This is a genomic window from Halobacillus sp. ACCC02827 (assembly GCF_030291935.1).
Lineage (GTDB): Bacteria > Bacillota > Bacilli > Bacillales > Halobacillaceae > Halobacillus.
Genome location: NZ_CP128168.1, coordinates 1,651,230 through 1,676,276 on the forward strand (window position 1 = coordinate 1,651,230; position 25,047 = coordinate 1,676,276).

General features: G+C 47.2%; 27 protein-coding genes. 26 read left to right on the top strand and 1 reads right to left on the bottom strand.

Going from position 1 to position 25,047, the window contains the following annotated elements; translation table 11 throughout:
- Positions 1 to 9 precede the first annotated feature (9 nt).
- The 8 genes from sdaAA to rnc all read left to right on the top strand — a co-directional run bounded on the left by sdaAA (position 10) and on the right by rnc (position 7,470).
- On the top strand, positions 10 to 894 hold the full coding sequence (gene sdaAA / locus QRD89_RS08825) for an L-serine ammonia-lyase, iron-sulfur-dependent, subunit alpha (RefSeq protein WP_008637195.1): 885 nt from the start codon (positions 10 to 12) through the stop codon (positions 892 to 894).
- Entirely contained in the window at positions 891 to 2,936 is a 2,046-nt protein-coding gene (recG, locus tag QRD89_RS08830; protein ID WP_026577482.1) for an ATP-dependent DNA helicase RecG, read from the top strand. Before sdaAA ends, recG begins: the two co-directional genes overlap by 4 nt.
- Positions 2,937 to 3,121: 185 nt before the next feature.
- Positions 3,122 to 3,682 carry a transcription factor FapR gene (gene fapR, locus QRD89_RS08835; RefSeq protein ID WP_008637193.1) on the top strand — a complete coding sequence of 187 codons (561 nt, stop codon included), beginning with the start codon at positions 3,122 to 3,124 and terminating at the stop codon, positions 3,680 to 3,682.
- A gap of 15 nt (positions 3,683 to 3,697) precedes the next feature.
- Positions 3,698 to 4,702: a phosphate acyltransferase PlsX gene (plsX, locus tag QRD89_RS08840; RefSeq protein ID WP_286096746.1), complete on the top strand. Its 1,005-nt coding sequence runs from the start codon at positions 3,698 to 3,700 to the stop codon at positions 4,700 to 4,702.
- Positions 4,699 to 5,643, top strand: a complete 945-nt coding sequence (gene fabD, locus QRD89_RS08845) for an ACP S-malonyltransferase (RefSeq protein WP_286096747.1) — start codon at positions 4,699 to 4,701, stop codon at positions 5,641 to 5,643. The genes plsX and fabD overlap by 4 nt, the downstream gene beginning before the upstream one ends.
- Entirely contained in the window at positions 5,643 to 6,383 is a 741-nt protein-coding gene (fabG, locus tag QRD89_RS08850) for a 3-oxoacyl-[acyl-carrier-protein] reductase (protein WP_026577480.1), read from the top strand. The genes fabD and fabG overlap by 1 nt, the downstream gene beginning before the upstream one ends.
- A gap of 85 nt (positions 6,384 to 6,468) precedes the next feature.
- Complete coding sequence (acpP, locus tag QRD89_RS08855) at positions 6,469 to 6,702, top strand: acyl carrier protein (protein WP_008637184.1); 234 nt, start codon at positions 6,469 to 6,471, stop codon at positions 6,700 to 6,702.
- Between the two features lie 75 nt (positions 6,703 to 6,777).
- Complete coding sequence (gene rnc / locus QRD89_RS08860; protein WP_008637182.1) at positions 6,778 to 7,470, top strand: ribonuclease III; 693 nt, start codon at positions 6,778 to 6,780, stop codon at positions 7,468 to 7,470.
- 73 nt (positions 7,471 to 7,543) lie between these two features.
- On the opposite strand, the gene QRD89_RS08865 is transcribed toward rnc, so the two are convergent.
- Entirely contained in the window at positions 7,544 to 7,765 is a 222-nt protein-coding gene (locus tag QRD89_RS08865; RefSeq protein WP_008637180.1) for a DUF1128 domain-containing protein, read from the bottom strand.
- Between the two features lie 176 nt (positions 7,766 to 7,941).
- On the opposite strand from QRD89_RS08865, the gene smc reads away from it, so the two are divergent.
- From smc to dprA, 18 genes are all read left to right on the top strand, one after another.
- The gene (smc, locus tag QRD89_RS08870; protein ID WP_286096748.1) at positions 7,942 to 11,502 is read left to right on the top strand and encodes a chromosome segregation protein SMC; all 3,561 of its coding nucleotides are present in this window, start codon (positions 7,942 to 7,944) and stop codon (positions 11,500 to 11,502) included.
- 13 nt (positions 11,503 to 11,515) lie between these two features.
- Positions 11,516 to 12,772 (top strand): signal recognition particle-docking protein FtsY, encoded by a 1,257-nt coding sequence (ftsY, locus tag QRD89_RS08875; RefSeq protein ID WP_008637861.1) that lies wholly within the window; start codon positions 11,516 to 11,518, stop codon positions 12,770 to 12,772.
- A gap of 75 nt (positions 12,773 to 12,847) precedes the next feature.
- A complete protein-coding gene (locus QRD89_RS08880; RefSeq protein WP_008637865.1) occupies positions 12,848 to 13,177 on the top strand; it encodes a putative DNA-binding protein in 330 nt (109 codons plus the stop codon).
- A gap of 12 nt (positions 13,178 to 13,189) precedes the next feature.
- Positions 13,190 to 14,530, top strand: coding sequence for a signal recognition particle protein (gene ffh, locus QRD89_RS08885; RefSeq protein ID WP_026577477.1), 1,341 nt, complete (start codon positions 13,190 to 13,192; stop codon positions 14,528 to 14,530).
- Between the two features lie 85 nt (positions 14,531 to 14,615).
- Complete coding sequence (rpsP, locus tag QRD89_RS08890; protein ID WP_008637867.1) at positions 14,616 to 14,885, top strand: 30S ribosomal protein S16; 270 nt, start codon at positions 14,616 to 14,618, stop codon at positions 14,883 to 14,885.
- Positions 14,886 to 14,903: 18 nt separating this feature from the next.
- Positions 14,904 to 15,131: a KH domain-containing protein gene (locus tag QRD89_RS08895; RefSeq protein ID WP_008637868.1), complete on the top strand. Its 228-nt coding sequence runs from the start codon at positions 14,904 to 14,906 to the stop codon at positions 15,129 to 15,131.
- Between the two features lie 80 nt (positions 15,132 to 15,211).
- Positions 15,212 to 15,598: a YlqD family protein gene (locus QRD89_RS08900; RefSeq protein WP_008637869.1), complete on the top strand. Its 387-nt coding sequence runs from the start codon at positions 15,212 to 15,214 to the stop codon at positions 15,596 to 15,598.
- An 8-nt stretch (positions 15,599 to 15,606) separates the two neighbouring features.
- Positions 15,607 to 16,122, top strand: coding sequence for a ribosome maturation factor RimM (gene rimM / locus QRD89_RS08905; RefSeq protein WP_008637870.1), 516 nt, complete (start codon positions 15,607 to 15,609; stop codon positions 16,120 to 16,122).
- Entirely contained in the window at positions 16,122 to 16,853 is a 732-nt protein-coding gene (gene trmD / locus QRD89_RS08910) for a tRNA (guanosine(37)-N1)-methyltransferase TrmD (RefSeq protein ID WP_008637872.1), read from the top strand. The genes rimM and trmD overlap by 1 nt, the downstream gene beginning before the upstream one ends.
- Before the next feature lie 127 nt (positions 16,854 to 16,980).
- Positions 16,981 to 17,325, top strand: coding sequence for a 50S ribosomal protein L19 (rplS, locus tag QRD89_RS08915; protein WP_008637874.1), 345 nt, complete (start codon positions 16,981 to 16,983; stop codon positions 17,323 to 17,325).
- Positions 17,326 to 17,432: 107 nt separating this feature from the next.
- Positions 17,433 to 17,981, top strand: coding sequence for a signal peptidase I (gene lepB / locus QRD89_RS08920; RefSeq protein WP_026577475.1), 549 nt, complete (start codon positions 17,433 to 17,435; stop codon positions 17,979 to 17,981).
- A 10-nt stretch (positions 17,982 to 17,991) separates the two neighbouring features.
- Positions 17,992 to 18,834 (top strand): ribosome biogenesis GTPase YlqF, encoded by an 843-nt coding sequence (gene ylqF / locus QRD89_RS08925; RefSeq protein ID WP_008637877.1) that lies wholly within the window; start codon positions 17,992 to 17,994, stop codon positions 18,832 to 18,834.
- A gap of 108 nt (positions 18,835 to 18,942) precedes the next feature.
- The gene (gene rnhB, locus QRD89_RS08930; protein WP_286096749.1) at positions 18,943 to 19,707 is read left to right on the top strand and encodes a ribonuclease HII; all 765 of its coding nucleotides are present in this window, start codon (positions 18,943 to 18,945) and stop codon (positions 19,705 to 19,707) included.
- Between the two features lie 16 nt (positions 19,708 to 19,723).
- Entirely contained in the window at positions 19,724 to 21,385 is a 1,662-nt protein-coding gene (locus QRD89_RS08935) for a hypothetical protein (RefSeq protein WP_286096750.1), read from the top strand.
- Complete coding sequence (locus tag QRD89_RS08940; protein WP_008637883.1) at positions 21,382 to 21,654, top strand: EscU/YscU/HrcU family type III secretion system export apparatus switch protein; 273 nt, start codon at positions 21,382 to 21,384, stop codon at positions 21,652 to 21,654. Before QRD89_RS08935 ends, QRD89_RS08940 begins: the two co-directional genes overlap by 4 nt.
- 136 nt (positions 21,655 to 21,790) lie before the next feature.
- Positions 21,791 to 22,951 (top strand): ADP-forming succinate--CoA ligase subunit beta, encoded by a 1,161-nt coding sequence (gene sucC, locus QRD89_RS08945; RefSeq protein ID WP_008637885.1) that lies wholly within the window; start codon positions 21,791 to 21,793, stop codon positions 22,949 to 22,951.
- 18 nt (positions 22,952 to 22,969) lie between these two features.
- Complete coding sequence (gene sucD / locus QRD89_RS08950) at positions 22,970 to 23,872, top strand: succinate--CoA ligase subunit alpha (protein ID WP_008637886.1); 903 nt, start codon at positions 22,970 to 22,972, stop codon at positions 23,870 to 23,872.
- A 67-nt stretch (positions 23,873 to 23,939) separates the two neighbouring features.
- A complete protein-coding gene (dprA, locus tag QRD89_RS08955; RefSeq protein WP_235601463.1) occupies positions 23,940 to 24,809 on the top strand; it encodes a DNA-processing protein DprA in 870 nt (289 codons plus the stop codon).
- Positions 24,810 to 25,047 lie beyond the last annotated feature (238 nt).

Sequence of the window (25,047 nt, forward strand, 5' to 3'; positions counted from 1 at the left end):
GGCGATCCCATGTTTCGCAACGTAGCAGAGCTTGTTGAAATGGCAGAGAGTCAAAACATACAGATCTCGGAAGTGATGATCCGTCAGGAAATGGACGTGAAGCAGCTGACGAGAGAAGAAGTGATCGAGCAGATGGAAAGGAACCTGTCTGTAATGGAGAAAGCAGTTGAGGATGGACTGAAAGGGGTAAAATCCCACAGCGGCCTGACCGGAGGTGACGCCGTACTCATCCAGAATTATATGAAGAATCATACTCCTTTATCCGGTAATCTGATGATGGACGCCGTAAGTAAAGCAGTTGCCACTAACGAAGTCAATGCGGCAATGGGTACGATTTGTGCGACGCCGACAGCTGGAAGTGCCGGGTGTGTCCCGGGTACATTGTTTGCTGTGAAAAATCAATTGAAACCGACGCGGGAACAGATGGTACGGTACTTGTTTACGTCCGGCGCTTTCGGATTCGTTGTAGCCAATAATGCTTCTATTTCCGGTGCGGCAGGCGGCTGTCAGGCGGAAGTAGGTTCTGCTGCCGGTATGGCAGCTGCGGCCATTGTAGAAATGGCAGGAGGCACTCCTTCCCAATCAGCGGAAGCGATGGCGATAACACTTAAGAATATGCTAGGTCTAATTTGCGACCCTGTAGCTGGATTGGTGGAAGTCCCGTGTGTGAAAAGGAACGCCATGGGGGCATCGAACGCAGTCGTAGCTGCAGATATGGCGCTCGCAGGTGTGACGAGCCGTATTCCATGTGATGAGGTTATCGATGCCATGTATAAGGTGGGACAGCGCATGCCGTCAGATTTCCGTGAAACAGCCCAGGGGGGGCTCGCCGCCACTCCAACAGGAAGAGAGCTTGAAGCGAAAGTGTACGGAATCTCGTTGAAGAAAGAGTGAAACCATTGCTGCAACAGTCTATCAGTGAAGTGAAAGGTGTAGGACCGAAACTGGCAACGAATTTGAATGAATTGGGTTTGTTTACGGTCGAGGATTTATTGTTTTATTTTCCGCACCGTTATGATTCTTATGAAATTAAACCCCTGACAGAATTAGAAAACAATGAGAAGGCGACAATTGAGGGACAGGTCGTCTCCGATCCTGTCCTCAGTTTTTTTGGTAGGAAAAAGTCGCGGTTGACGTTCACGTTGCAGGTGGAACAGTTCGCTGTGAAGGCTGTAATGTTCAATCGCGCTTTTGCCAAGAAACAGCTGAACCCGGGAGATACCGTTACGGTGACGGGGAAATGGGACCAGCAGCGGCTGCAGATTACAGTCAGCCAGTTCAAAAAAGGCGAGTCGAAAGAACAGGAACCGATCCAGCCGGTTTATACGCTGAAAGAAGGAGTCAGCTTAACGACACTCAGGAAAGTGATCCGTACAGCTCTTGATGCGTATGGGCAAGACGTTCCTGAGATTCTCCCTGAAGAGTTGACATTGGGATATAAGCTTCCGGACCGCGTACAGGCTTTAAGACAAATGCATTATCCCGACAGCAGGGTATTGCTTAAGCATGCGAAGCGCCGGTTCATCTATGAGGAGTTTCTTATCTTTCAGCTCAAAATGCAGCTTCTCCGTAAGTATCACCGGGAGGCGAGTGAAGGGCTTGTCCAGCGGTATGACAACGGACGCTTGACGGAGTTCGTACAGGCCCTGCCATTCGAACTGACCTCGGCTCAGAAAAAGGCGCTTGCGGAAATTCTCCACGATATGAAGCATCCGCATCGAATGAACCGCCTGCTGCAAGGGGATGTTGGTTCAGGTAAAACCGCCGTAGCTGCCATCGGTCTTTATGCATCCATCACCGCCGGTTTTCAAGGAGCGCTCATGGTTCCTACAGAAATTCTTGCTGAGCAGCATTACCAATCGCTTAAAGAAATGTTTAGTGGACGTGCCAATGTCGCTCTGCTTACAGGTTCCATAAAGGGGAAAAAGCGACAGGAAATATTGGAGGCTGTTGAGCGGAAAGAAGTAGATATCCTGATCGGTACTCATGCGTTGATTCAGGACGAGGTCGTGTTTTCCGACCTGGGATTCGTTATTGTTGACGAACAGCATCGTTTCGGTGTCAAACAGCGGAGAGCCCTTCGGGATAAAGGTTTACATCCGGACGTACTGTTCATGACGGCGACACCGATCCCCCGGACGCTGGCCATAACGGCTTTCGGGGATATGGACGTCAGCGTCATTGATGAAATGCCTGCAGGGAGGAAGCCGGTAGAGACTTATTGGGTAAAAGGTGAGATGACCAACCGCGTTTTAAGCTTTATTAAAAAAGAAATTGACCAGGGACATCAAGCTTATGTCATCAGCCCGTTGATTGAAGAGTCGGATAAACTGGATATACAGAATGCTGTTGATCTCTATCATCAATTAAGTGCTGTGTTTGAACCGGATGTTTCCGTCGGCCTCATGCATGGACGCTTACATAATGAAGAGAAAGAAGCCGTCATGGAACGGTTTGCAGCTAATGAGCTGAGTATTCTTGTATCTACGACGGTGGTGGAAGTAGGGGTGAATGTTCCGAATGCGACCATGATGGTCATCTACGATGCCGAGCGCTTCGGACTTTCTCAGCTCCATCAGCTTAGAGGCCGTGTCGGCAGGGGCTCTGATCAAAGTTACTGTATTCTGCTTGCAGACCCTAAGGGCGATGTGGGCAAAGAGAGGATGCGGATCATGACCGAAACGAATGACGGCTTTGAACTTTCCGAGCAGGATTTGAAGCTCAGGGGGCCTGGAGATTTCTTCGGCAGGAAACAAAGCGGCCTTCCGGAATTCAGAGTCGGAGATATGGTTCATGATTACAGAGCGTTGGAAACGGCGCGGAAGGATGCAGCTGATCTCGTCCTTTCTGATTCATTGGAGCGAGATCCACGCTACCACTCTTTGAAGGAATTGCTGTATGAGGATAAGAGTATTCTTGGGAATGTATTGGACTGAGAGATATGATTTCTTCCTCCAGGGTTCCGGCAGACAAGCCGGAACCTTTTATTTATGAAAGAGAACCGGATGGAATTTTCAGAAAAATAACCCCCTCCTTGCGTAATCGGACATGGTATTATATATTACTATTAGTACCTAGTCATAAAGTCGAGCGTTTATGCTAGATGAACGGTGGAATCAATATGAGAAAACCTAAGAAGATTCGTCAGGAAGAATTGAAAAATCAAATTGACCGTGTGCCTTTTATTACGGATGAAGAGCTTGCAAAAACCTTTGGTGTCAGTATACAAACCATTCGTCTCGACCGGATGGAAATGGGGATTCCGGAGCTTCGTGAAAGAATTAAATCTGTTGCGAATCAGGAATGGAACGGTACGGTGAAAGCTCTGCCTATCGAAGAAGTCATTGGTGAGGTTGTAGATCTTGAATTGGACGACAGGGCTATTTCCATTTTGGATATTCGTCCCGACCACGTATTCTCGCGTAATCACATTGCGAGGGGGCACCACCTGTTCGCCCAGGCGAATTCACTTGCTGTAGCCTTGATCGACGATGAACTTGCTTTGACTGCCCGGTCCACTATACACTTCTCCCGTCCCGTCAAACTCGGGGAGCGCGTCGTTGCCAAAGCGACTGTCCAAGGAGAAGGGGAGAAGGGCAGAACGATTGTCAAAGTCCACAGCTACGTCGGTCAGGAAGAAGTGTTTGCGGGTACATTTGAAATGTACCGTTCTAAACAATAGAAGGAGATGGAAGAGATGAAACTCGTCATAGATGCGATGGGAGGCGACCATGCTCCGGAAGCTGTCGTGAAAGGAGCCGTCCAGGCAGCTGATGCCATTGATGGACTGCACATCACGCTGGTCGGAGATGAATCGCTGATCTCCCCTTATTTGAAGGGGCAGGAAAACGTAACGGTAATACATACGAAAGAAATGATTACGGCGGAAGATGAACCTGTAAGAGCTGTTCGAAAGAAGAAGAATGCATCCATGGTTCTCATGGCGAATGAAGTCAAGGAAGGAAGGGCTGATGCCTGCATTTCCGCCGGAAATACGGGTGCCCTGATGAGTGCGGGACTATTCATTGTCGGCAGAATGAAAGGTGTGGATCGTCCGGCGTTAAGCCCGACACTTCCTACCATAGACGGAAAAGGATTCTTAATGCTTGATGTCGGTGCGAACGTTGATGCGAAACCGGCGCATTTACTGCAATATGCCGTCATTGGCTCCATTTATGCAGAACAAGTCCGCGGTTTGGAACGTCCCCGTGTCGGACTGCTGAATGTAGGTACAGAAGAAGGAAAAGGCAGCGATTTGACGAAGAAGGCGTTCCAACTGATGAAGAATGCTCCGATTCATTTTGTCGGAAATGTGGAAGCACGTGATTTGCTGAATGGTGCAGCGGACGTCGTAGTGACTGACGGTTTCACAGGTAACGTCGCATTAAAAACAATTGAAGGTACGGCTATGTCGATGTTCTCTATGATTAAACAAACATTCATGAGTAACTTTAAGACGAAGATTGCTGCTGGTCTTGCTAAAAACGATCTGAAAGGATTGAAGACACAGCTTGATTACTCGGAGTATGGAGGAGCAGGATTGTTCGGTTTAGCAGCACCTGTGATTAAAGCCCACGGCTCGTCTAACGAAAGAGCCGTTTTCAACGCCATTCGTCAAGCTTGTCAGATGGTGGAGTTAAATGTGACAGAAACTATTGCGGAAACGCTCAAACAAATGGATTCAGAGGAGGATGAATCATGAAACGTATAGCAGCAGTATTCCCAGGACAAGGCTCTCAAGAGGTAGGCATGGGGAAAGCGATGTATGAGACGTACCCTTCTGTAAAGGAATTATTCGACCGTGCAGATGAAGCGCTCGGTTATTCACTCTCGACCCTCATGTTTGAAGGTCCTGCAGAAACCTTGACGAAAACGGAGAATGCCCAGCCGGCTCTTCTTCTTAATAGTGTAGCCATCCAGATGGTCTTGGAAGAAGAAGGAATAAAACCGGCGATGACGGCAGGCCACAGCCTTGGTGAGTACAGTGCGCTTGTCAGTGCTGGTGCGCTGGATCCAATTGATGCAGTGAAGCTTGTTCACGTGCGTGGAAAATTGATGGAAGAGGCTTTCCCGACGGGTAAAGGGACGATGGCAGCCGTGCTGGGTCTTGAGCGTTCTGATATCGAAAAGACGCTGGAAGGCTTCGACGGTGACCTCACGGTAGATTTAGCCAACATTAACTGTCCTGGACAAATCGTTATTTCTGGTACGAAAGAGGGCGTGGACAAAGCTTCTGAAAAACTATCCGATGCCGGAGCGAAGCGTGTCCTTCCATTGAACGTAAGCGGACCTTTCCATTCCAGATTGATGAAACCGGCCAGTGATGAATTTGCAGAGTATTTGAATCGTATAGAAGTGAAAGATGCGCAGATTCCGGTCTATGCAAATGTGACGGCAGCGCCTGTAACAGACGCTGGAACGATCAGGAACTTGCTTGTTGAGCAATTGTATTCACCGGTCCGTTTCCATGAAATTTTAGACGCGTTCGTCGAAGAGGATGTCGATGCCATCGTCGAAGTAGGTCATGGGAAGGTGCTGAGCGGCCTTGTTCGCAAAGTGAAGCGCAGGATGAAAACGTTTAGTATCCAGGACCCTGATACTATGCACGCATTCTTGGAATGGAATAAGGAGGAGTCTTCATGATTTTACAAGATCGATCGGCTCTTGTTACGGGAGCTTCCAGAGGAATAGGAAAAGCGATTGCCCTTGAGCTTGCAGCAAAAGGAGCAAAAGTGGCAGTTAACTTCGCCGGAAGTGAAGACAAAGCCGAGGCAGTCGTTCAGGAAATCCGTGAAAACGGCGGAACAGCTATTAAAATTCAGGCGAACGTGTCTGATGCAGATGATGTGAAACGAATGGTGAAGACTGTTGTGGATGAGTTCGGCAGTCTGGATATTCTTATTAACAACGCTGGCATCACGAAGGATAACCTTCTGATGCGGATGAAGGAAGAAGAATTCGATGCCGTCATCGACACCAATTTAAAAGGTGTTTTCCTTTGTACGAAAGGTGTGACGCGTCAGATGATGAAGCAGAAGTATGGCCGTATCATCAATGTCGCGTCCATCGTCGGCGTCTCCGGAAACCCCGGCCAGGCGAACTACGTAGCTGCAAAAGCCGGTGTCATAGGAATGACGAAGTCGAATGCTAAGGAGCTTGCCGCGCGGAACATTCATGTCAACGCGGTAGCGCCGGGGTATATTGCTACGGATATGACCGATGCTTTGACAGATGAACAGCGGGAGCAGATGCTTAATCTGATTCCTTTATCCCGTCTGGGTGAAGCGAAAGATGTCGCGCGTGTCGTGCGTTTTCTTGCCTCTGAGGACGCAGATTATATGACAGGCCAGACGCTTCACATTGACGGTGGAATGGTGATGTAACAAACGTGGCGGAAAAGGTTATTGGATAAGTCCTTGCGCTTTTTCCGGCACCTTACTATAATTACTGAAGGGAGGTGAGGTTCCAATGGCAGATACATTTGATCGCGTAAAACAGATCATCGTCGATCGTCTCGACGTTGATGAGTCCAAAGTGGTTATGGAAGCTTCCTTCAAAGAAGATCTAGAAGCAGACTCTCTTGACGTAGTTGAGCTAGTAATGGAGCTTGAGGACGAGTTTGATTTGGAAATTTCTGATGAAGAAGCTGAAAAAATCAATACAGTAGGCGACGCTGTGAATTACATAAGCAGCCAGTCGTAAGGAGAATCGCTGTCCGTTTTATACGGGCAGCCTTTCCTGTATTTCAGAAATTCTCAGTAAAGGACAAGGTGATTTATGGATGATTTTTCGAGTTTCCAGAACAAAATTAACATAAAGTTCCGTGATATTTCGTTACTGGAACAAGCTTTCACGCATTCATCTTATGTGAATGAGCATCGGAAAACCGACCGCGAAGACAACGAGCGTCTCGAATTTCTAGGTGACGCGGTCTTGGAACTGGGAGTATCCCAATACCTGTATCGGGAATTTCCTGATATGGCAGAGGGGGAGCTGACGAAATTCAGGGCTTCCATCGTTTGTGAAGTCTCTTTGGTAGAGTTTGCCAATGAGTTGAATTTCCAGGAGCTTATTCTTCTCGGTAAAGGAGAGGAAATGACGGGTGGACGCAACAGGCCTGCACTTTTGGCTGACGTGTTTGAAGCGTTCATCGGAGCCCTCTATTTGGATCAAGGCTATGACAAGGTCATACAGTTCCTTCAAACTTACGTTTATCCGAAAGTGAAAAAAGGTGCTTTTTCTCATGCGATGGATTTTAAAAGTCAGCTGCAGGAATTCATACAACGAGATAAGAATAGTAAAATTGAATACGAAATCGTCGAAGAAAGAGGACCTGCCCACAGCCGCGAATTTATTGCTCACGTCCGTATCCAGGATGATATCGGTGGAATCGGAGTCGGACGGACGAAAAAAGAAGCAGAACAGAAAGCTGCCCAGCAGGCGCTGGAGAATCACGGAGCGATTTCATAAAAAAAGACCGTCCACGGCAACTCATTTCATGCCTGGCGCGGTCTTTTTTTAGCTCTAATTGGATACGGCCCTGTTACTTGCGGTATTGTCCGAGTTCCGTAACGAAGGCTTGTATCTCGGAGACGCTTAAACTGCCTTTCATCTCAATAATGTCATGAAGGGATTTGATTTCTTCATAATTATTCAAATCGTAGTCTTCCGGATCCATAAGGGAACGGTTGACGACTTGCAGTTTATCTGCCATGTCATGGATGATCACGGCCAGATTCTCTTGGCTGGCTTCTTGTAAACTCAAGGTGTTTCCTCCTCCAGTGCGCTTAATAGTACTAGTACATATAATAAATCAGTTTCATCGTTTTTTAAACCCTCATCGGATAAAGAGGCGGAACCTTCCTACCGTAGGGTGTGCGAATATGATAAAATATACAAGTTGAGTGACAGATAGATTTGTGAAAATACAGGAGGATGAGTATGTTCCTCAAACAATTGGATACTATTGGATTTAAATCATTTGCCGAACGGGTAACCGTCGACTTTGTAACAGGTGTGACTTCCGTCGTCGGTCCTAACGGCAGCGGAAAGAGTAATATAACCGATGCTATACGCTGGGTGCTTGGTGAGCAGTCCGCTCGTTCCCTGCGCGGTGCGAAGATGGAAGATATCATCTTTGCAGGCAGTGAGACAAGAGCGCCATTAAATATGGCGGAAGTAACTTTAACATTAGATAACACCGATCAGGCACTTCCTCTTGACTATCAGGAAGTCAGTGTCACAAGACGAGTGTATCGTTCTGGTGAAAGCGAGTTTTATATTAATAACCAAACATGCCGTTTAAAGGATATTGTCGATCTATTTATGGATTCCGGCCTTGGACGGGAAGCTTTCTCTATCATCAGTCAAGGGAAAGTGGAAGAGATATTAAGTTCGAAGGCAGAAGAACGCAGATCGATTTTTGAAGAAGCAGCCGGTGTGCTTAAATACAAACAGCGCAAGAAAAAAGCGGAATATAAACTATCCGAGACACAAGAGAACTTGAACCGTGTCGAGGATATTCTTTATGAAATTGATGGTCAGCTGGAGCCTTTGAAGGAACAGGCGGCTATTGCTAAAGATTACTTGGAGAAGAAAGATGAATTGAAACATATAGAAATCTCCCTTCTCATCACACAAATTGAGAAGCTGCACGGAGAATGGCAGGCACTTTTGAAAGACCTCGAGAAAATCAAAGCGGAAGAGGCTTCCTTACAATTAAAGATTGATAACAAAGAACAAACAGTCTTGAAGCAGCGGTCGGACATGCAGGCGTTGGATGAGTCGATTGAAGATCTTCAGGAAACATTGTTGGTTCTCACGAAAGACCTTGAAAATTTTGAAGGTAAGAAACAACTTATGAAGGAACGCCATAAACATTTCGAAGAGAATAAATCAAAGCTTGAAGAAGCATACGAAGACCTTTCTGAAAAACTGGAGAGGTTGAAGGTGACCGCGGAAGAAGAGACGAAGCGCCTTGAGGAAACCAAACAGATCCGTAAGGAAACGAGGCGGGAACTCAACCAAACGAACCAGGCCCTGAATAAAGATGTCAACCGGATCGAAGAACAGATCGAAGATTTGAAGAGTGAGTACATTGAACTGTTGAATAAACAAGCGGCCAAACGGAACGAGAAGCAGCTTTTGGAGAAACAGTTAAATCAGATTCATTCCAAAAAAGGATTGCAGAACGATAAGTTTAAAGATTTAAGGGATGAACGAGCCAAACTGGAAGAACAGCTTCGGTTGACCACTTCTGAACAAGAAGAAGTTAAGAGTGAGAGGCAAAAGCTGGAATTCACGATTCAATCATTAACGGCTCAGGTGGAGCAGAGCAGAACGGCTTACCAAGAGTCGCAGGAGAAATTGTATAAAGGCTATCAATATCTGGAGAAGATGCGTTCCAAGAAAGAGATGCTTGAGGATATGAAAGAAGACTTCACCGGTTATTTCCAAGGCGTCAGGGAAGTGCTGAAGGCTCGTCAGAAAGGGCAGCTCCCTGGTGTGGAAGGAGCGGTTCTTGAACTCATTGACATCCCCTCTGATTTAATAACGGCTGTTGAAACGGCTCTTGGAGCTCAGGCGCAGCACATCGTGGTCAAGGATGAGCGGACAGGGAGACAGGCGATTCACTGGCTGAAGAGCAACAACAAAGGGAGGGCGACGTTCCTCCCTTTGGATGCCATTCAGGCACGCTCTGTCTATGGCAAAGAAAAGCTTGGCGGTCAGCCCGGGTTTGTGGGTATTGCGGGAGAGTTAGTAAAGTATGAGGAACCTTATGCAAAAGCGATTCAGCACCTGCTCGGTCATATCGTGATTGCGGAGGATTTGAAGAGTGCCAACCAGCTTGCAAACTATTTGAACCGGAAATACCGAATAGTGACAGTAGACGGGGATGTTGTGAATCCGGGCGGTTCGATGTCCGGTGGTGCAAAGAAACAGTCCAACCAGTCCCTGTTTACAAGGGAGAAAGAACTGCAGGATCTCACAGCCAAGATCGGTGAGTATGACCAGAAAGCGAAAGACATGGAGCGGAAGGTTATGCAGCTGAAAGAGCAGCTCACCCTTCAAGAGAAGGAAGCAGCCGGACATAATCAGGAACTCTCCGAATGGAAGAGGGAAGAATATGAGAAGGCATCGACTTTGAGAGAGCTGGAACTTAAATGGAACCATCTGAATGACCAACTGCAGCTTTTCGATCAGGATCAAGCCCAGTATGATCAGGACAGGGAAGATGCCCATGATCAATTAAATAACCTGGAGAAAGTCCTTGCGTCGTTAGCGGAAGAACTTACACTGATTCAGAAGAAAATCGATGAACTGACGGACACGAAAGAACGCCAGAAGTTGGACGAAGCAAAGCTGATCAACCGAAAACAGGAGCTTGAGATCAAGCTTGCCGAACAGGAATCAGCCTATTCCAATCAGCAGGAGAAAACCGGCCGTTACTTGGAGGAGAAAGCACTCATTGAACAAGAGCTACGTGGAAACCGTTCCTCTTATCAACAGTTGATGGAAGTTGCAGAGTCCAACCAAACGGAAGAAGAACTGCTCGAACTGATTGAGGAGACGAAGCAGAGGAAGGAAACGACTTCTGTCCTGATCCAGGAACGCCGGAAAGAAAGGAATGAATACGGCGTCTCCATTCAGAGGGCGGAGCAGTTGTTGAAGGAATTAAAACGGAACCACCAGAACTTTATCCAGGACATTCAGCAGAAGGAAGTCAAAGCTAACCGCCAGGATGTAGAGCTCGAGAACATGCTTTCCTACTTGCAGGAAGAATATGTCATGACCTTTGAGAAGGCGAAACGGGAGTATGCCCCTGTAGAGGATATGGCTGCAGCAGAGACGAAAGTGAAGCTGATCAAGCGCGCCATTGAAGAATTGGGAACAGTAAACATCGGTGCTATTGATGAGTATGACCGTATCCTTGAACGATATGAGTTCTTAAAGACCCAACAGGACGACCTGTTGGAAGCGAAACAGACGCTTCATACGGTTATAGAAGAAATGGACGGAGAGATGAAGCGGAAATTTGAAGACACGTTTACGAAGATCCGTAACGAATTCGGAGAAGTGTTCCGCAGTCTCTTCGGAGGCGGAAAAGCCGACCTTAAACTTACCGATCCTGATAATATGCTTGAAACAGGTGTCGATATCGTCGCCCAGCCACCAGGTAAGAAACTGCAGAATATGAGTCTTCTGTCAGGAGGGGAACGGGCGCTGACTGCTATCGCGCTGTTGTTCTCCATCCTGCGTGTCAGACCTGTCCCGTTCTGTGTCCTGGACGAGGTGGAAGCGGCTCTTGATGAGGCAAATGTCGACCGGTTTGCAAAGTTCCTGAAGGAGTTTAGTGCGAAAACCCAGTTCATCGTCATTACTCACAGGAAAGGGACGATGGAAGAATCAGATGTACTCTATGGTGTGACGATGCAGGAGTCGGGAGTATCCAAACTCGTCTCTGTCAGGTTGGAAGAAGCACCGGAATTATTGGAAGCGTAGGAAGGATGAGTCGATGAGTTTTTTCAAAAAGTTGAAAGAGAAGTTTGTGAAGAATGAAGAAACAGAGAAAAAGGAACAACTCCCTTTAGAGCAAGAGGAAGAAACAGAGCAGGAATCCCTTGATGGAGAGACCGAAGTCAAGTCGGAAGAGGTACCTGCCCCGGAAAAGGACACGTCTGAAGAAACCGCCGGTCAAGCATCACCTGAGCAGTATCCTTCCTCTACAGAACAGGAAGAAGTTGAGGAAGCCGATGAAGAAGAAATCCAGTCGGAAACGGAAACAGACGTGGAGGAAGAGAAAGACACCATCGCCTCGAAGTTCAAACGAGGCCTTCAAAAGACAAGGAACTCCTTTTCCAGTAAAATAAACGACCTCGTCGCCAGGTACCGCACGGTGGATGAAGATTTCTTCGAAGAGCTGGAAGAAGTACTCATTTCCGCAGACGTCGGTGTGACAACCGTCATGGAAATGATTGAAGAGCTTGAAATGGAAGTAAAAAGAAAGAACATTAAAGATCCACAGCAGGTGAAGGAGGTCATTTCCGAGAAACTGGTGGAAATCTATTACGGAGATGATGATGCAGGTGAAGTGGAAGGCCTGAAAGAAAACCCTGATGGTTTGACCATTTATCTCTTCGTAGGTGTAAACGGCGTCGGAAAGACGACGACAATCGGCAAACTTGCACACCGCCTGAAGTCAGAAGGGAAGAACGTAACGCTTGCAGCAGGAGATACATTCCGTGCCGGTGCGATTGAGCAGTTGGAGGAGTGGGGTAAGCGTGTCGGCGTGAACGTGACGAAGCACAGCGAAGGAAGCGATCCCGCAGCCGTCATCTTTGACGGGATCCAGTCAGCCAAATCAAGAAATGCCGATGTGCTCATCTGTGATACGGCCGGCCGACTGCAGAACAAAGTCAATTTGATGAATGAGCTTTCCAAAGTGAAGCGCGTCATCGAAAGAGAAGCTCCGGGGGCTCCTCATGAAGTACTGCTCGTCCTTGATGCAACAACGGGTCAGAATGCAATGAGTCAGGCGAAGACATTCGCAGAAGCGACCGATGTTTCCGGTATCGTGCTTTCCAAGCTTGACGGGACGGCTAAAGGTGGAATTGTCCTTGCCATCCGTAAGGAGCTGGACATTCCGGTTAAACTGGTCGGCCTCGGTGAGAAAGTGACCGACCTTGAGAACTTCGACGCCCATGCATTCGTCTACGGTTTGTTTGCTGACATGATCGATGAGTATGAAGAGGACGAAGAAAAAACGTCTTAAGCCTTGACATCTGGGGACAGGCTCCGTTAATATTTATGTGTAAAGGTATTTCACTTAACAAGGAGTGCTTCCAACGTGCTGGAAAAAACGACACGTATCAACTATCTTTTTGATTTCTACCAATCGTTGTTGACTCCTAAACAAAGAAATTATATGGAGTTATATTATCTCGAAGATTACTCGCTTGGTGAAATATCCGAAACCTTTGATGTCTCGCGTCAAGCGGTTTATGATAACATTCGCCGAACAGAGACGATGCTGGAAGAATATGAAAAGAAACTTCTGCTATATGAAAAATTCCAGAAACGCCAGCAGGTGATCAAAGAAATGGAAGCAGAAATAGAACAAGAGAAGCTTCCGGAACGATTCCATGACTGGCTGGAACAACTACAAGAATTAGAATAGGGGGGGCTTTCAATGGCTTTTGAAGGTTTATCCGACCGTTTGCAGGAAACGATTAAGAAAATCAAAGGCAAAGGGAAGGTGACCGAACAAGATGTAAAAGAAATGACGCGTGAAGTTCGCCTCGCCCTCCTCGAGGCCGATGTAAACTTCAAAGTCGTCAAAGACTTCGTCAAGCGCATTAAAGAGCGCGCGATCGGCCAGGAAGTAATGGAAAGCCTTACTCCGGGGCAGCAGGTTATCAAAGTCGTCAAAGAGGAACTCACCGAGCTTATGGGTGGGAACGAAAGCAAAATCGCCGTCGCCAAACGACCACCGACTGTCATTATGATGGTCGGACTTCAAGGTGCCGGTAAGACGACGACCACCGGAAAGCTTGCCAACCTCCTAAGGAAAAGCTACAACCGCAGCCCGCTGCTCGTCGCAGCAGATATTTACCGCCCGGCCGCCATCCAGCAGCTGGAGACGCTTGGCAAGCAGCTGAGTATGCCTGTTCATGCGGAAGGAACGGAAGCGAATCCTGTGGATATTGCGAAGAATGCTATCGCCAAGGCTAAGGAAGAGCACTATGATTATGTGCTGATCGATACCGCCGGCCGACTGCATATTGATGGAGATCTGATGGGAGAACTGCAGGAAATCAAAGAAGCGGTCAACCCGGATGAAATCTTCCTCGTCGTCGACGCGATGACAGGGCAGGATGCCGTCAACGTAGCGGAAAGCTTCGATGAGCAGCTTGATGTAAGCGGCGTACTCCTGACAAAACTGGATGGGGATACCCGCGGTGGTGCGGCTCTTTCCATTAAAGCAGTAACAGGGAAGCCGATTAAGTTCGCCGGTATGGGAGAGAAGCTCGATCAGCTTGAGACGTTCCACCCGGAACGTATGGCATCCCGTATTCTCGGGATGGGGGATATGCTTACACTCATCGAGAAGGCACAGACCCAGGTTGATGAGAAGCAGGCGCGTGAGCTTGAAACGAAGATGCGTACAGCCTCTTTCACTTTCGAGGATTTCCTTGAGCAGATGCAGCAGGTGAAGAATATGGGGCCGTTGGATGAGATCCTCAACATGATCCCCGGCGCCAATAAGATGAAAGGCTTGCAGAACGTCTCGTTTGATGACAAACAGATTGTTCATGTGGAAGCGATTATCCAGTCGATGACCAAGCATGAGCGTCAGGATCCGTCCGTCATGAACGCAAGCCGCAAGAAACGGATCGCCAAAGGGTCCGGAACGTCCGTTTCCGAGGTCAACAGACTTTTGAAACAGTTTGAAGAAATGAAGAAAATGATGAAGCAGATGAGCAATACCAAAGGGAAAAAAGGTAAAGGATTTAAATTTCCGTTTATGTAATGGAAAAAACCTTTACACACCATTGAACTTCTGCTAAAATCTAAATCTGTGTGAAACATTAAAGAAATTTTGGAGGTTGTTAAATATGGCAGTAAAAATTCGCCTGAAACGTATGGGTTCTAAACGTAACCCATTTTACCGTGTAGTAGTAGCAGATTCCCGTTCTCCTCGTGATGGTCGCATCATCGAGCAAATCGGAACATATAACCCAGTCGCTAACCCTGTAGAGGTTAAGATCGACGCTGACAAAGCGATCGACTGGATGTCCAACGGCGCGAAGCCAAGCGACACGGTTCGTAACCTATTCTCAAACGAAGGCATCATGAAGCAGTTCCACGAAAAGAAAAACCAATAACGAAGTAGTGGTGATCCCATGAAAGCCTTAATCGAAACGATCGTCACTCCGCTTGTCGATCATCCCGAAGACATCAAGGTGGACGTAAAAGAAGAAGATCATAAACTGATTTATCATCTTTCCGTCCATCCCGATGATGTTGGAAAAGTGATCGGAAAGAACGGGCGGATTGCGAAAGCGATTCGAACTGTCGTGTATGCGGCAGGCTCAGATTCCGATAAGCGAATCTATTTGGATATCATGTAAGAAGGGAGAGGGAGAACCTTTCCCTTTTTTACTAGTTTCATGTATGAAACGCATGAGGAAGCGGTGGTGAGGGAACGAAGATGCAGATCATCAGAAGAGTCCCGGTAAAAGAAGTACTGACCAATAATAGCCGTGCAGAGATGAAGCGGAACTTCGACCAGAAATGGAAACAGCTTGATCAGGAATGTGAGCAATTGATGTTCGAACAAAAGAAGTTGGAACGTAAACCCGGCCTCTCGAAGCAGGAAGTCGAGAAGAGATTCTCTAAAGAAATCAGCCGGAGAAAAGATCAGCTTCGCTGGTTGGAATATCAATCGACACAGCTGGACATCCTGCCTGATGGAAGTGAGCTCAAGACGGACGAAGTAGACGTATTAGTCACCGTCCACGAAGGCGATTGTTGGAAGGACATAACACAGGAACAGGAAATCGTCATTAAAGATGGAAAAGTCATACGAGCGAGGTAGTCATATACATGGATAAACAATTGTACAACGTCGGAAAAATTATTAATACACACGGCATCAAGGGGGAAGTAAAGGTCCATCGCGTTACGGATTTTGACGAACGCTTCCAGCCGGGACAGCAGCTTTACTTGGTTCAAGAAAACAAGGAGCCGAAACCCCTCGTCATAACGACGCACCGTATCCATAAGGGGTTCGATCTGATTCGATTCGAGGAACATGGTTCCATTAACGATGTAGAACAATATAAGAATGGGAAGCTGATGGTTTCCGAGGAAGCTCAGGCTCCGCTTGGCGAGCACGAATTTTACTTCCATGAAATCATAGGCTGTGCGGTGTACTTGGAGACAGGGGAAGAGCTTGGTTTGATCAAGGAGATTCTGACACCTGGTGCGAACGACGTCTGGGTTGTCAAGCAAAAACAGGGCGCAGATGTCCTTATTCCTTATATAGAGTCTGTTGTAAAGCAAGTGGATGTAGATAACAAGACGGTGGTCATCGATCCAATAGAGGGGCTGCTTGACTGATGCATATCGATATTTTGACGCTTTTTCCTGAAATGTTCAACGGGGTGCTGCAGACTTCTATTATGAAGCGGGCTCAAGAGCAGGGAGCCTTCACTTATAATTATGTGAATTTCCGGGATTATACAGAGAACAAGCATAACAAAGTGGATGACTATCCCTACGGTGGTGGTGCAGGACTCGTATTATCACCCCAGCCGATCTTTGACAGCATTCAGGCCATCAAAGACAAATCGGAAAAACCACCACGGGTCGTCCTTTTATGCCCGCAGGGAGAACCGCATTCCCAGAAGAAAGCGGAGGAATTGGCGCGGGAAGACCACTTAGTGTTCATATGCGGTCACTATGAGGGGTATGATGAGCGGATAAGGGAAGAACTTGTAACGGATGAAATATCGCTCGGAGACTATGTGTTGACGGGTGGGGAACTCGGGGCAATGGTCGTTATTGATTCCGTGGTGCGGCTTGTACCAGGTGTCCTTGGTAATGAACAATCAGCTCCGATGGATTCCTTTTCCAACGGGCTGCTTGAACATCCACACTATACAAGACCAGCCGACTTCCGCGGACGTAAAGTTCCGGATGTCCTTCTGTCAGGCAATCATGCCAAGATTGAAGAATGGCGCCACTATCAATCCTTGAAACGGACATTCGAGCGTCGTCCGGATTTGTTAAAAGACAGGGAACTCTCTGATAAGGAGAAATCTTGGATCAGGGAATGGGAAAATAGCTGAGAGCTGTTGAACTTTGCCCGGTCCTGTGGTATATTAATCTTTGTGCTTAAACGAACGGTTTAAGTGGAAAACGATGTTCCGCTGTTTCATAGAAAACACGAGCATTAGTTAAAAAGGAGTGAAGATCATGCAACAATTGATTCATGACATTACAAAAGAACAGCTTCGTACAGACCACCCAGACTTCCGTCCTGGTGACACTGTAAAAGTACACGTGAAGGTAGTCGAGGGTACTCGCGAGCGTATCCAGGTATTCGAAGGTGTTGTAATTAAGCGCCAGAACGGCGGAATCAGCGAAACATTCACTGTTCGTAAAATTACTTACGGTGTAGGCGTTGAGCGTACATTCCCTGTTCACTCTCCACGTATCGCTAAAATCGAGCGTACTCGTCGTGGTAGAGTACGTCGTGCGAAACTTTACTACTTGCGCAACCTGCGTGGTAAAGCGGCACGTATTAAAGAAATTATCTAATTTCAAGAGAAAGGAGCTTGCATCTGTCAAGCTCCTTTTTTCTAGTCAAGAAAGATTTGGGAGACAGCTTTTTAACTGTTTCGAATGCCCAGGAAGCGGGGACTAGTATGAAACAACAATGGTTAGATTGGATAAAGGCTTTCGTCATTGCAGCTGTACTTGCTGTCGTGGTACGTGTATTTCTGTTTGCGCCGGTTGTTGTTGAAGGGCCGTCTATGCTGGATACACTACATAGCGGGGATCACTTGATCGTTAGTAAATTGAACTATACATTAGGCTCTGCGGATCGTTTTGATGTCGTAGTGTTTCATGCGACTGAGCGGAAAGATTACATTAAACGTGTCATCGGTCTGCCCGGGGATCACATTCAGTATGAAAATGATCAGCTGTTCGTAAACGGAGAACCGGTGGACGAGCCTTTCCTTGATGAAAGAAAAAGCGAACTTCCCGAGGGTGTGCGTTTCACCGAAGACTTCTCCATGGAAGAGCTGCCCGGATCGTATGAAGTTGTTCCGGAAGGGCATCTGTTCGTGCTTGGGGACAATCGCAACAATTCCACAGACAGTCGGATGCTCGGCATGATCTCCGATGATCAAATTGTCGGACAGGCTGTTTTGTCCTACTGGCCGCTTAATCGGGTCAGTCTTGTTAATTAGGAGGTTTACGATGACTATTCAATGGTATCCCGGCCACATGGCCAAAGCAAAGCGGGAAGCGGCAGAGAAGTTGAAGCTCGTCGATTTCGTTATCGAACTTGTCGATGCAAGAGCACCTTTCTCTTCCCAGAACCCGATGCTGCATGAAATATTACAAGAAAAACCTAAGATGATCGTCCTTATGAAGAAGGACTTAGCCGATCCGCAGAAAACAGCAGAGTGGATCGAATATTTTGAAGCGTCATCCATCCCGGCAGTCGCAATTGAAGCAAATAAAAAACAAGATGTACAACGAGTAGTCCAGAAGGCGAAAGAGCTGGGCAGGGAGAAGCTGGAGAAATTGAAAGCAAAGGGCGTTCGACCGCGTGCTTCCAGAGCAATGATTCTTGGCATCCCGAACGTTGGAAAATCCACTCTCATCAACCGTCTTGCCAATAAAAAGATGGCCAAGACCGGCGATAAGCCGGGGGTAACGACTAAGCAGCAGTGGATCAAAGTGAAGAAGGAATTTGAGCTTCTTGATACTCCAGGGATTCTCTGGCCGAAGTTCGAAGAAGAAGAAGTAGGTTATCGTCTTGCGGCCATCGGAACGATCAAGGATCAGATCCTTCCGAAAGAAGATGTGGCAGCTTATGTTCTTGATTACATGAGAGACCATTATCCTGCTTTGCTTGAGGAGAGGTTCGGATTCGACCGTTATGATGATATCATGGAAGCTTTCGAACAGATTGGTCGGAAAAGAGGGTGTCTCGAGAGCGGGGGCGTCGTCAATTTTGAGAAGGTGTCGGATGTTATCCTTCAGGATCTAAGATCAGGTAAATTCGGCTTGATCAGTTTAGAAAGTCCGGAATAAGGAAGAAAGCGCACAGGAATAGCTGCCTTGCGCTTTTTTCTTATGTAGAGAAGCTAATGATTGCAGAGATGTTTCCGATAAAAGAAGAAAGGTAGTGGACGTACTGTCATGTCAAAACGGACGATTGCAGAGATATCTAAAAGGATAAAAGAAGGAACGATGACTTCAGCAGATTGGGAGGCGTTCCAAAGAGATGAACGAAAAGGTGTCCAGAAGCTCTTGGAACGTTATTTGAAAGAGAAAGAAAAAAAAGCAGAGCAGAAAGCTCAGTTCGAGGAGAAACGTCAATTTGAAATTGCATGGATTTCCCAAGGAAAGCAGGCGATTGCAGGAATTGATGAAGCAGGAAGAGGCCCGCTTGCCGGACCGGTCGTTGCTGGTGCCGTCATTCTTCCGGAAGGTTTCTATCTGGAGGGTCTGGATGACTCTAAGAAGCTTTCATTAAAGAAGAGAGAAGCGTTCTTTTGCCGAATTACGGAGGAGGCCGACTGGGGCGTAGGTGTCGTATCAAGTGAAGAGATCGATCGCTTGAATATCTATCAGGCTACCAAATTGGCGATGAAGAGGGCAGTAGAGCAGCTACCTGTATCACCTGACCACCTGCTTATTGACGCCATGGAGATCGATTATCCAGCCTGCAGCCAGACAAGCCTCGTTAAAGGTGACCAACGTAGTGTATCCATTGCCGCTGCGAGCGTCATCGCCAAAGTAACTCGTGATCGCTATATGGCAGAACTGGAAGAGGCGTACCCTGGTTATCATTTCCGGTCTAATCAGGGGTACGGGACGAGTGAGCATTTAGAGGCGTTGAGAACGCTGGGAGCGACACCTGCCCATAGAAAGAGCTTCGCTCCTGTGAAATCTGTCTTGTAAGAAAGGGCGTATAATCATGTTGAATGGTATTTGGTCCAAACTCGGTCCGATTATCCAAAACGCTGCTATGAAGGAGACCCCTGGTAAGAATCAGGTAGTGCGAGGATATGTGTCAGAGCGCCCACAGGGTACTAAAACGGTCGTCGAAGTCGGCGGCCGCTCTTTTTCTATTCATACCCAGTCTAACGTTAAAGAAGGCAGAACCTACTTCTTTAAAGTACTGGAAACGGAACCTGTGATGAAGTGGGAAGCTTTGCGCGAAGGGCGGCATGCAGCCATGCCTGCCCGGACCGGAGGAAGACAGCCCCTCTCCACAGATAAAGCAATGCTGGATACACTCCCCGTCTTCCCCCAACCACATACCGCTCCATTCCTTCCTCTTTTACAGAGTGATCGAAACAGTGCCGAATTCATACAGGTCATGGCCAGGAGCGGGCTTACGGTACCTCCTGCGCTGATTAACAGCTTGGTGAGGAAAGCCTCCCATTCTGTCACTGCAACATTTGCCAAGCTGGAACAAGCACTCTCTCAAGCTCCGATATCACGACGTATCAATAAGCTGCAAGGCGTCCTGACACACTTCACTGCAGAGAATTCCTCGGAATCGGCAGCCGGATCTGCTGCAGCGAAACTGTTACGGGAAGTCGCAGAAGGAGACCGAAGCTCGTATCAGCTCTTCCGTCAAATTGGTTTAATTTCCACCCAGTCCTTTTCATCCTATCGTTCTGCCTGGCTTCAATGGGCAGAAAACGGGGAAGAATCACCTCCCTTTCCACAAAGCCTGGAAAAGATGGCGGAAAAACTAAAAGGGGTGTGGGATGTTGTCCAGTCTCGAGAGTTGGTTGATCCCCCTACTATTATGAAGACATCTCTTTCACATAAAGCACCTCTTCTTCCTTTTGCCACCACGTTGGAAAAAGGGATGATAGAGGATACTGCTTCTCCTCCTGGTTTTTCTTCTCCGGCCGTAGACAAAGTGTGGCCTGATTTACTTAGTCGTCTTCATCATATAAGAAACGATCCGGCCATGATTGACCTGCTGGTGGACTGGGTCAGCCGATTAAGCATATTCCTTAAGCTTTCGGAAAAGGAACATGCATACATTCGTTTGAAAGCGGCTGTTGCCAGTTACGGATTCGATTCTGAAAAGCGGATGGTTTCAGGAGAACCACAAAGAGACAGCCTGAAATCTCTGTTGCTGCATCCGGAATCAAAAGCCCTGCTGACCCCGCAAGTACTCAAGGAGACTCTGAACACGTTAAATAAAATGCAGTCGATCTCACGCAGGGAGACGGATCAAGGAGTACAGCTGTTTCTTCAGCTCCCTGGAGCCGTCTTTCATGCTTCCGGTGACATTTACATAACCATGGACGGGAAGAAGAAGCGGAACAGCTCAGCTTTGGACCCGTCATTCTGTCACATCCTATTTTATCTAAATCTTGAAAGCCTGGACGAGACGGTCCTTGACCTTCGAATCAATAATAAAAACGTATCCGTACTCGTTGAGCCGGGGGTAAAAGGAGCGGGTGCCCTTGTCGAATCCTATAAAAAAGAGCTGGAGCAAGGTTTGTCGGAGCAGGGATACCGGCTGGTAAAGTTTCATGTGTATGATTCCAAAGAGACCTGTGCTCCGAAGACAACTGCAACGGATAAGAAAGGAGTAGATGTGTGGATATGAACAAGAAACAGAAAAGGGCGGTCGCCCTCCGGTATCAATCGGGTCATCATGCGGCACCGGTAGTAAAAGCGAAGGGGACGGGCAGCACGGCCGATCGTATTCTACAAAAAGGGGAGCAGCACGATGTTCCGGTCCATGAAGACCCGACTCTTGTGGAGTTATTGTCTGAACTGGATTTGAATGAACACATTCCGGAAGATTTGTATCATGTCGTTGCTGAAGTTTTCGCTTTCGTCTATAAAGCTGACAAAGAATGGGGAAATTCTTAATGCATAGATTATGTTTACATAATAAAATATCTGTCAATCTTGCGAATTTTTCGACAGAAATCTAGCTTAGTATGGACAATTGATAGCGTTTTTTTATACAATGGACATGCAGTGAAAAATGATGGGAGGATGAAACATGAATATTCACGAGTATCAAGGAAAACAAATCTTGCGTGATTTCGGCGTTTCTGTGCCGAACGGCCACGTAGCATATACCGTAGATGAAGCTGTTGAAGCAGCGGAGAAATTAGGTAGCAGCGTGACTGTAGTAAAAGCACAAATCCACGCAGGTGGACGTGGGAAAGCCGGAGGAGTCAAGATTGCCAAGAATCTTGATGAAGTGCGTACATACGCGGAAGAGATACTGGGAAGCACCCTGGTAACCCATCAAACTGGTCCAGAAGGTAAAGAAGTAAAGCGCTTACTAATTGAAGAAGGCTGCGATATTCAAAGTGAATATTACATCGGGCTTGTCCTTGACCGTGCAACAAGCAAAGTAACAATGATGGCCTCAGAAGAGGGCGGAACAGAAATCGAAGAAGTAGCAGAAGCTACACCGGAGAAAATTTTCAAAGAAGTAGTTGACCCGGTGACAGGCTTGACGCCGTTCCAGGCGCGCCGGTTGGCGTTCCAAATCAATATTCCGAAGGAGGCGGTCGGAAAAGCTGTCAAGTTCATGCTCGGACTTTATGACGTCTTCGTACAAAAGGATTGTTCTGTAGCTGAAATCAATCCCTTAGTCACAACCGGAGACGGAGACGTTATCGCTCTGGATTCCAAACTGAACTTTGATGACAATGCTTTGTTCCGTCAGAAGGATATTGCTGAACTTCGCGATTTGGATGAAGAGGATCCGAAAGAAGTAGAAGCGTCCAAGTATGACCTTAGCTATATTGCATTAGACGGCAATATCGGTTGTATGGTAAACGGTGCGGGCCTGGCAATGGCGACTATGGATACAATTAAACACTACAGTGGTGATCCTGCTAACTTCCTTGACGTAGGAGGCGGTGCGACTGCGGAGAAGGTAACCGAAGCGTTTAAGATCATCCTGTCCGATGAAAACGTAAAAGGAATCTTTGTGAACATTTTCGGAGGAATTATGAAGTGTGACGTCATTGCCCAGGGTGTCGTAGAGGCAACTAAACAAATCGGGCTTACGCTTCCACTTGTCGTACGTTTAGAAGGAACGAACGTGGATGCAGGGAAGAAAATTCTTGAAGAATCCGGACTAAATATCACTTCTGCAGATTCCATGGCAGAAGGTGCACAAAAAATCGTAGAACTGGTCAAGTAAGAAAGGTGGGGAAAACGGATGAGTGTCTATATTGATAAGAATACAAAGGTAATAGTCCAAGGTATCACAGGTTCGACTGCACTATTCCATACGAAACAAATGGTGGATTACGGTACACAAATCGTCGGAGGAGTGACACCTGGTAAAGGTGGAACCGAAGTCGAAGGTATTCCGGTATTCAATACTGTGTCAGAAGCTGTAGAAAAAACAGGAGCCAACGCATCCGTCATCTATGTACCTGCACCATTCGCAGCTGACGCGATTATGGAAGCGACAGATGCAGAGGTTGATCTCGCTATCTGCATTACAGAACATATCCCGGTTTTGGATATGGTTAAAGTAAAACGATACATGGAAGGAAAGAAAACGCGCCTTGTCGGTCCTAACTGCCCTGGTGTTATTACTCCGGATGAGTGTAAAATCGGTATTATGCCGGGCTACATCCACAAAAAAGGACATGTCGGAGTTGTATCCCGTTCCGGAACACTCACATATGAAGCGGTTCATCAGCTGTCAGAGTCCGGTATCGGCCAGTCGACTGCTGTCGGAATCGGCGGTGACCCTGTCAATGGCACAGACTTCATCGACGTTTTGAAAGCTTTCAACGAAGACCCAGATACAGAAGCCGTAATTATGATCGGGGAAATCGGCGGAACGGCAGAAGAAGAGGCAGCCGAATGGGTAAAAGCCAATATGAAGAAGCCGGTCGTTGGATTTATCGGAGGCCGTACAGCACCTCCCGGCAAGCGTATGGGGCATGCCGGTGCCATTATTTCAGGCGGTAAAGGTACAGCTGACGAAAAGATCCGCGTCATGAATGAATGCGGAATCGAAGTGGCGGAAACCCCTTCCGTTATGGGAGAAACGCTTATAAAAGTGTTGAAAGAGCAAAATCTCTTCGATAAATGCAAGACCCACTAAGTAACTAAGGCGGAGGCCGTGTCGATCTAAAGGCACGGTCTCTATCTAATGGAAAGAAGGTGCCTGATTGAATAACAGGAGAACACGTTTGATCGCCCTGCATCAAATCCCGGGAATGTCCCGTTCTTTGTTAAAAAGGATAGGGAGAGCAGATTCAGATCTGCTGTTACCGTACCGTGCCGATGCGGAGGAGCTTGTCCATATGCTTGGTATTTCCCCCGTCCGTGCTGCTGGTATCATTCATCATAGGAACGACCCTAATATAATGAAGAAACTCGACAAAATCTTACAACACGGCCGTGTTGTTACATGGTTCGACAGGCATTATCCACCCCTTCTCCGAACAATCCCAGATCCTCCTCTCATTTTATATCTCCAAGGAGACGCTTCTCTATTACACCCCTTTCGCCCGTTGAGCGTCATTGGAACAAGAAAGCCTTCCAAATATGCCTATCCTGCGATGACGTCCGTTCTAGTCCCGCTGATAGAAAAGGGCTTTACGATCATCAGCGGAATGGCCAAGGGAATCGATCAATATGCCCATCAGCTGGCAGTGGAAAATAAGGGAAGAACGATAGCTGTGCTCGGTTCCGGTTTTCATCATGTCTATCCCCGTAATAATGAGAGTCTTTATAGAACCCTCGCTGAAACTCAACTCGTCATCAGTGAATATCCGCCGGATCAGCCGCCTAAGAAGTATCACTTTCCAGAAAGAAATCGTATTATTTCCGGTCTATCTACAGCGACGTTTGTAGTGGAAGCCCGCCTTAGAAGCGGGACCCTTATAACGGTCGATCAGGCTCTCGAGCAGGGGAGGGACGTCTATGCTCTGCCAGGTCCGGCGGGAAGTCAAACGAGCGAAGGGTGCCATCGGATGATCAACGATGGTGCGAAACTTGTCCATACCTATGAGGATATATGGGAGGACTGGGAATAGAAATTGGGATCGTTTCCTTTTCGCTTCCATATCCGACCGATATTTCATTAAATTGTAACTTTTTTCACGCTCCCGAACATATGTATTGCCAAAAGGTGCCGTTTCCATATATTCTGTTTATTAAACGTACCGAACCGTTTCCTCAAAAGGTTGATATCACGCTGTTTTTCGTAGGAAACGCTTTCCTGTTCCGAGAATTCAAAAGGAGATAATTTCAGGGTGAACAGGGAGATACTTA

Excerpts from the sequence above, each read along its gene's own strand:
- plsX (WP_286096746.1), top strand. The coding sequence starts at position 3,698 with ATGAAACTCGTCATAGATGCGATGGGAGGCGACCATGCTCCGGAAGCT.
- rimM (WP_008637870.1), top strand. The coding sequence starts at position 15,607 with ATGGATAAACAATTGTACAACGTCGGAAAAATTATTAATACACACGGC.
- fapR (WP_008637193.1), top strand. The coding sequence starts at position 3,122 with ATGAGAAAACCTAAGAAGATTCGTCAGGAAGAATTGAAAAATCAAATT.
- ylqF (WP_008637877.1), top strand. The coding sequence starts at position 17,992 with ATGACTATTCAATGGTATCCCGGCCACATGGCCAAAGCAAAGCGGGAA.
- QRD89_RS08940 (WP_008637883.1), top strand. The coding sequence starts at position 21,382 with ATGAACAAGAAACAGAAAAGGGCGGTCGCCCTCCGGTATCAATCGGGT.
- rplS (WP_008637874.1), top strand. The coding sequence starts at position 16,981 with ATGCAACAATTGATTCATGACATTACAAAAGAACAGCTTCGTACAGAC.
- sucD (WP_008637886.1), top strand. The coding sequence starts at position 22,970 with ATGAGTGTCTATATTGATAAGAATACAAAGGTAATAGTCCAAGGTATC.
- rpsP (WP_008637867.1), top strand. The coding sequence starts at position 14,616 with ATGGCAGTAAAAATTCGCCTGAAACGTATGGGTTCTAAACGTAACCCA.
- lepB (WP_026577475.1), top strand. The coding sequence starts at position 17,433 with ATGAAACAACAATGGTTAGATTGGATAAAGGCTTTCGTCATTGCAGCT.
- QRD89_RS08895 (WP_008637868.1), top strand. The coding sequence starts at position 14,904 with ATGAAAGCCTTAATCGAAACGATCGTCACTCCGCTTGTCGATCATCCC.
- sdaAA (WP_008637195.1), top strand. The coding sequence starts at position 10 with ATGTTTCGCAACGTAGCAGAGCTTGTTGAAATGGCAGAGAGTCAAAAC.
- trmD (WP_008637872.1), top strand. The coding sequence starts at position 16,122 with ATGCATATCGATATTTTGACGCTTTTTCCTGAAATGTTCAACGGGGTG.
- QRD89_RS08935 (WP_286096750.1), top strand. The coding sequence starts at position 19,724 with ATGTTGAATGGTATTTGGTCCAAACTCGGTCCGATTATCCAAAACGCT.
- smc (WP_286096748.1), top strand. The coding sequence starts at position 7,942 with ATGTTCCTCAAACAATTGGATACTATTGGATTTAAATCATTTGCCGAA.
- rnhB (WP_286096749.1), top strand. The coding sequence starts at position 18,943 with ATGTCAAAACGGACGATTGCAGAGATATCTAAAAGGATAAAAGAAGGA.
- ftsY (WP_008637861.1), top strand. The coding sequence starts at position 11,516 with ATGAGTTTTTTCAAAAAGTTGAAAGAGAAGTTTGTGAAGAATGAAGAA.
- rnc (WP_008637182.1), top strand. The coding sequence starts at position 6,778 with ATGGATGATTTTTCGAGTTTCCAGAACAAAATTAACATAAAGTTCCGT.
- sucC (WP_008637885.1), top strand. The coding sequence starts at position 21,791 with ATGAATATTCACGAGTATCAAGGAAAACAAATCTTGCGTGATTTCGGC.
- ffh (WP_026577477.1), top strand. The coding sequence starts at position 13,190 with ATGGCTTTTGAAGGTTTATCCGACCGTTTGCAGGAAACGATTAAGAAA.
- QRD89_RS08900 (WP_008637869.1), top strand. The coding sequence starts at position 15,212 with ATGCAGATCATCAGAAGAGTCCCGGTAAAAGAAGTACTGACCAATAAT.
- fabD (WP_286096747.1), top strand. The coding sequence starts at position 4,699 with ATGAAACGTATAGCAGCAGTATTCCCAGGACAAGGCTCTCAAGAGGTA.
- acpP (WP_008637184.1), top strand. The coding sequence starts at position 6,469 with ATGGCAGATACATTTGATCGCGTAAAACAGATCATCGTCGATCGTCTC.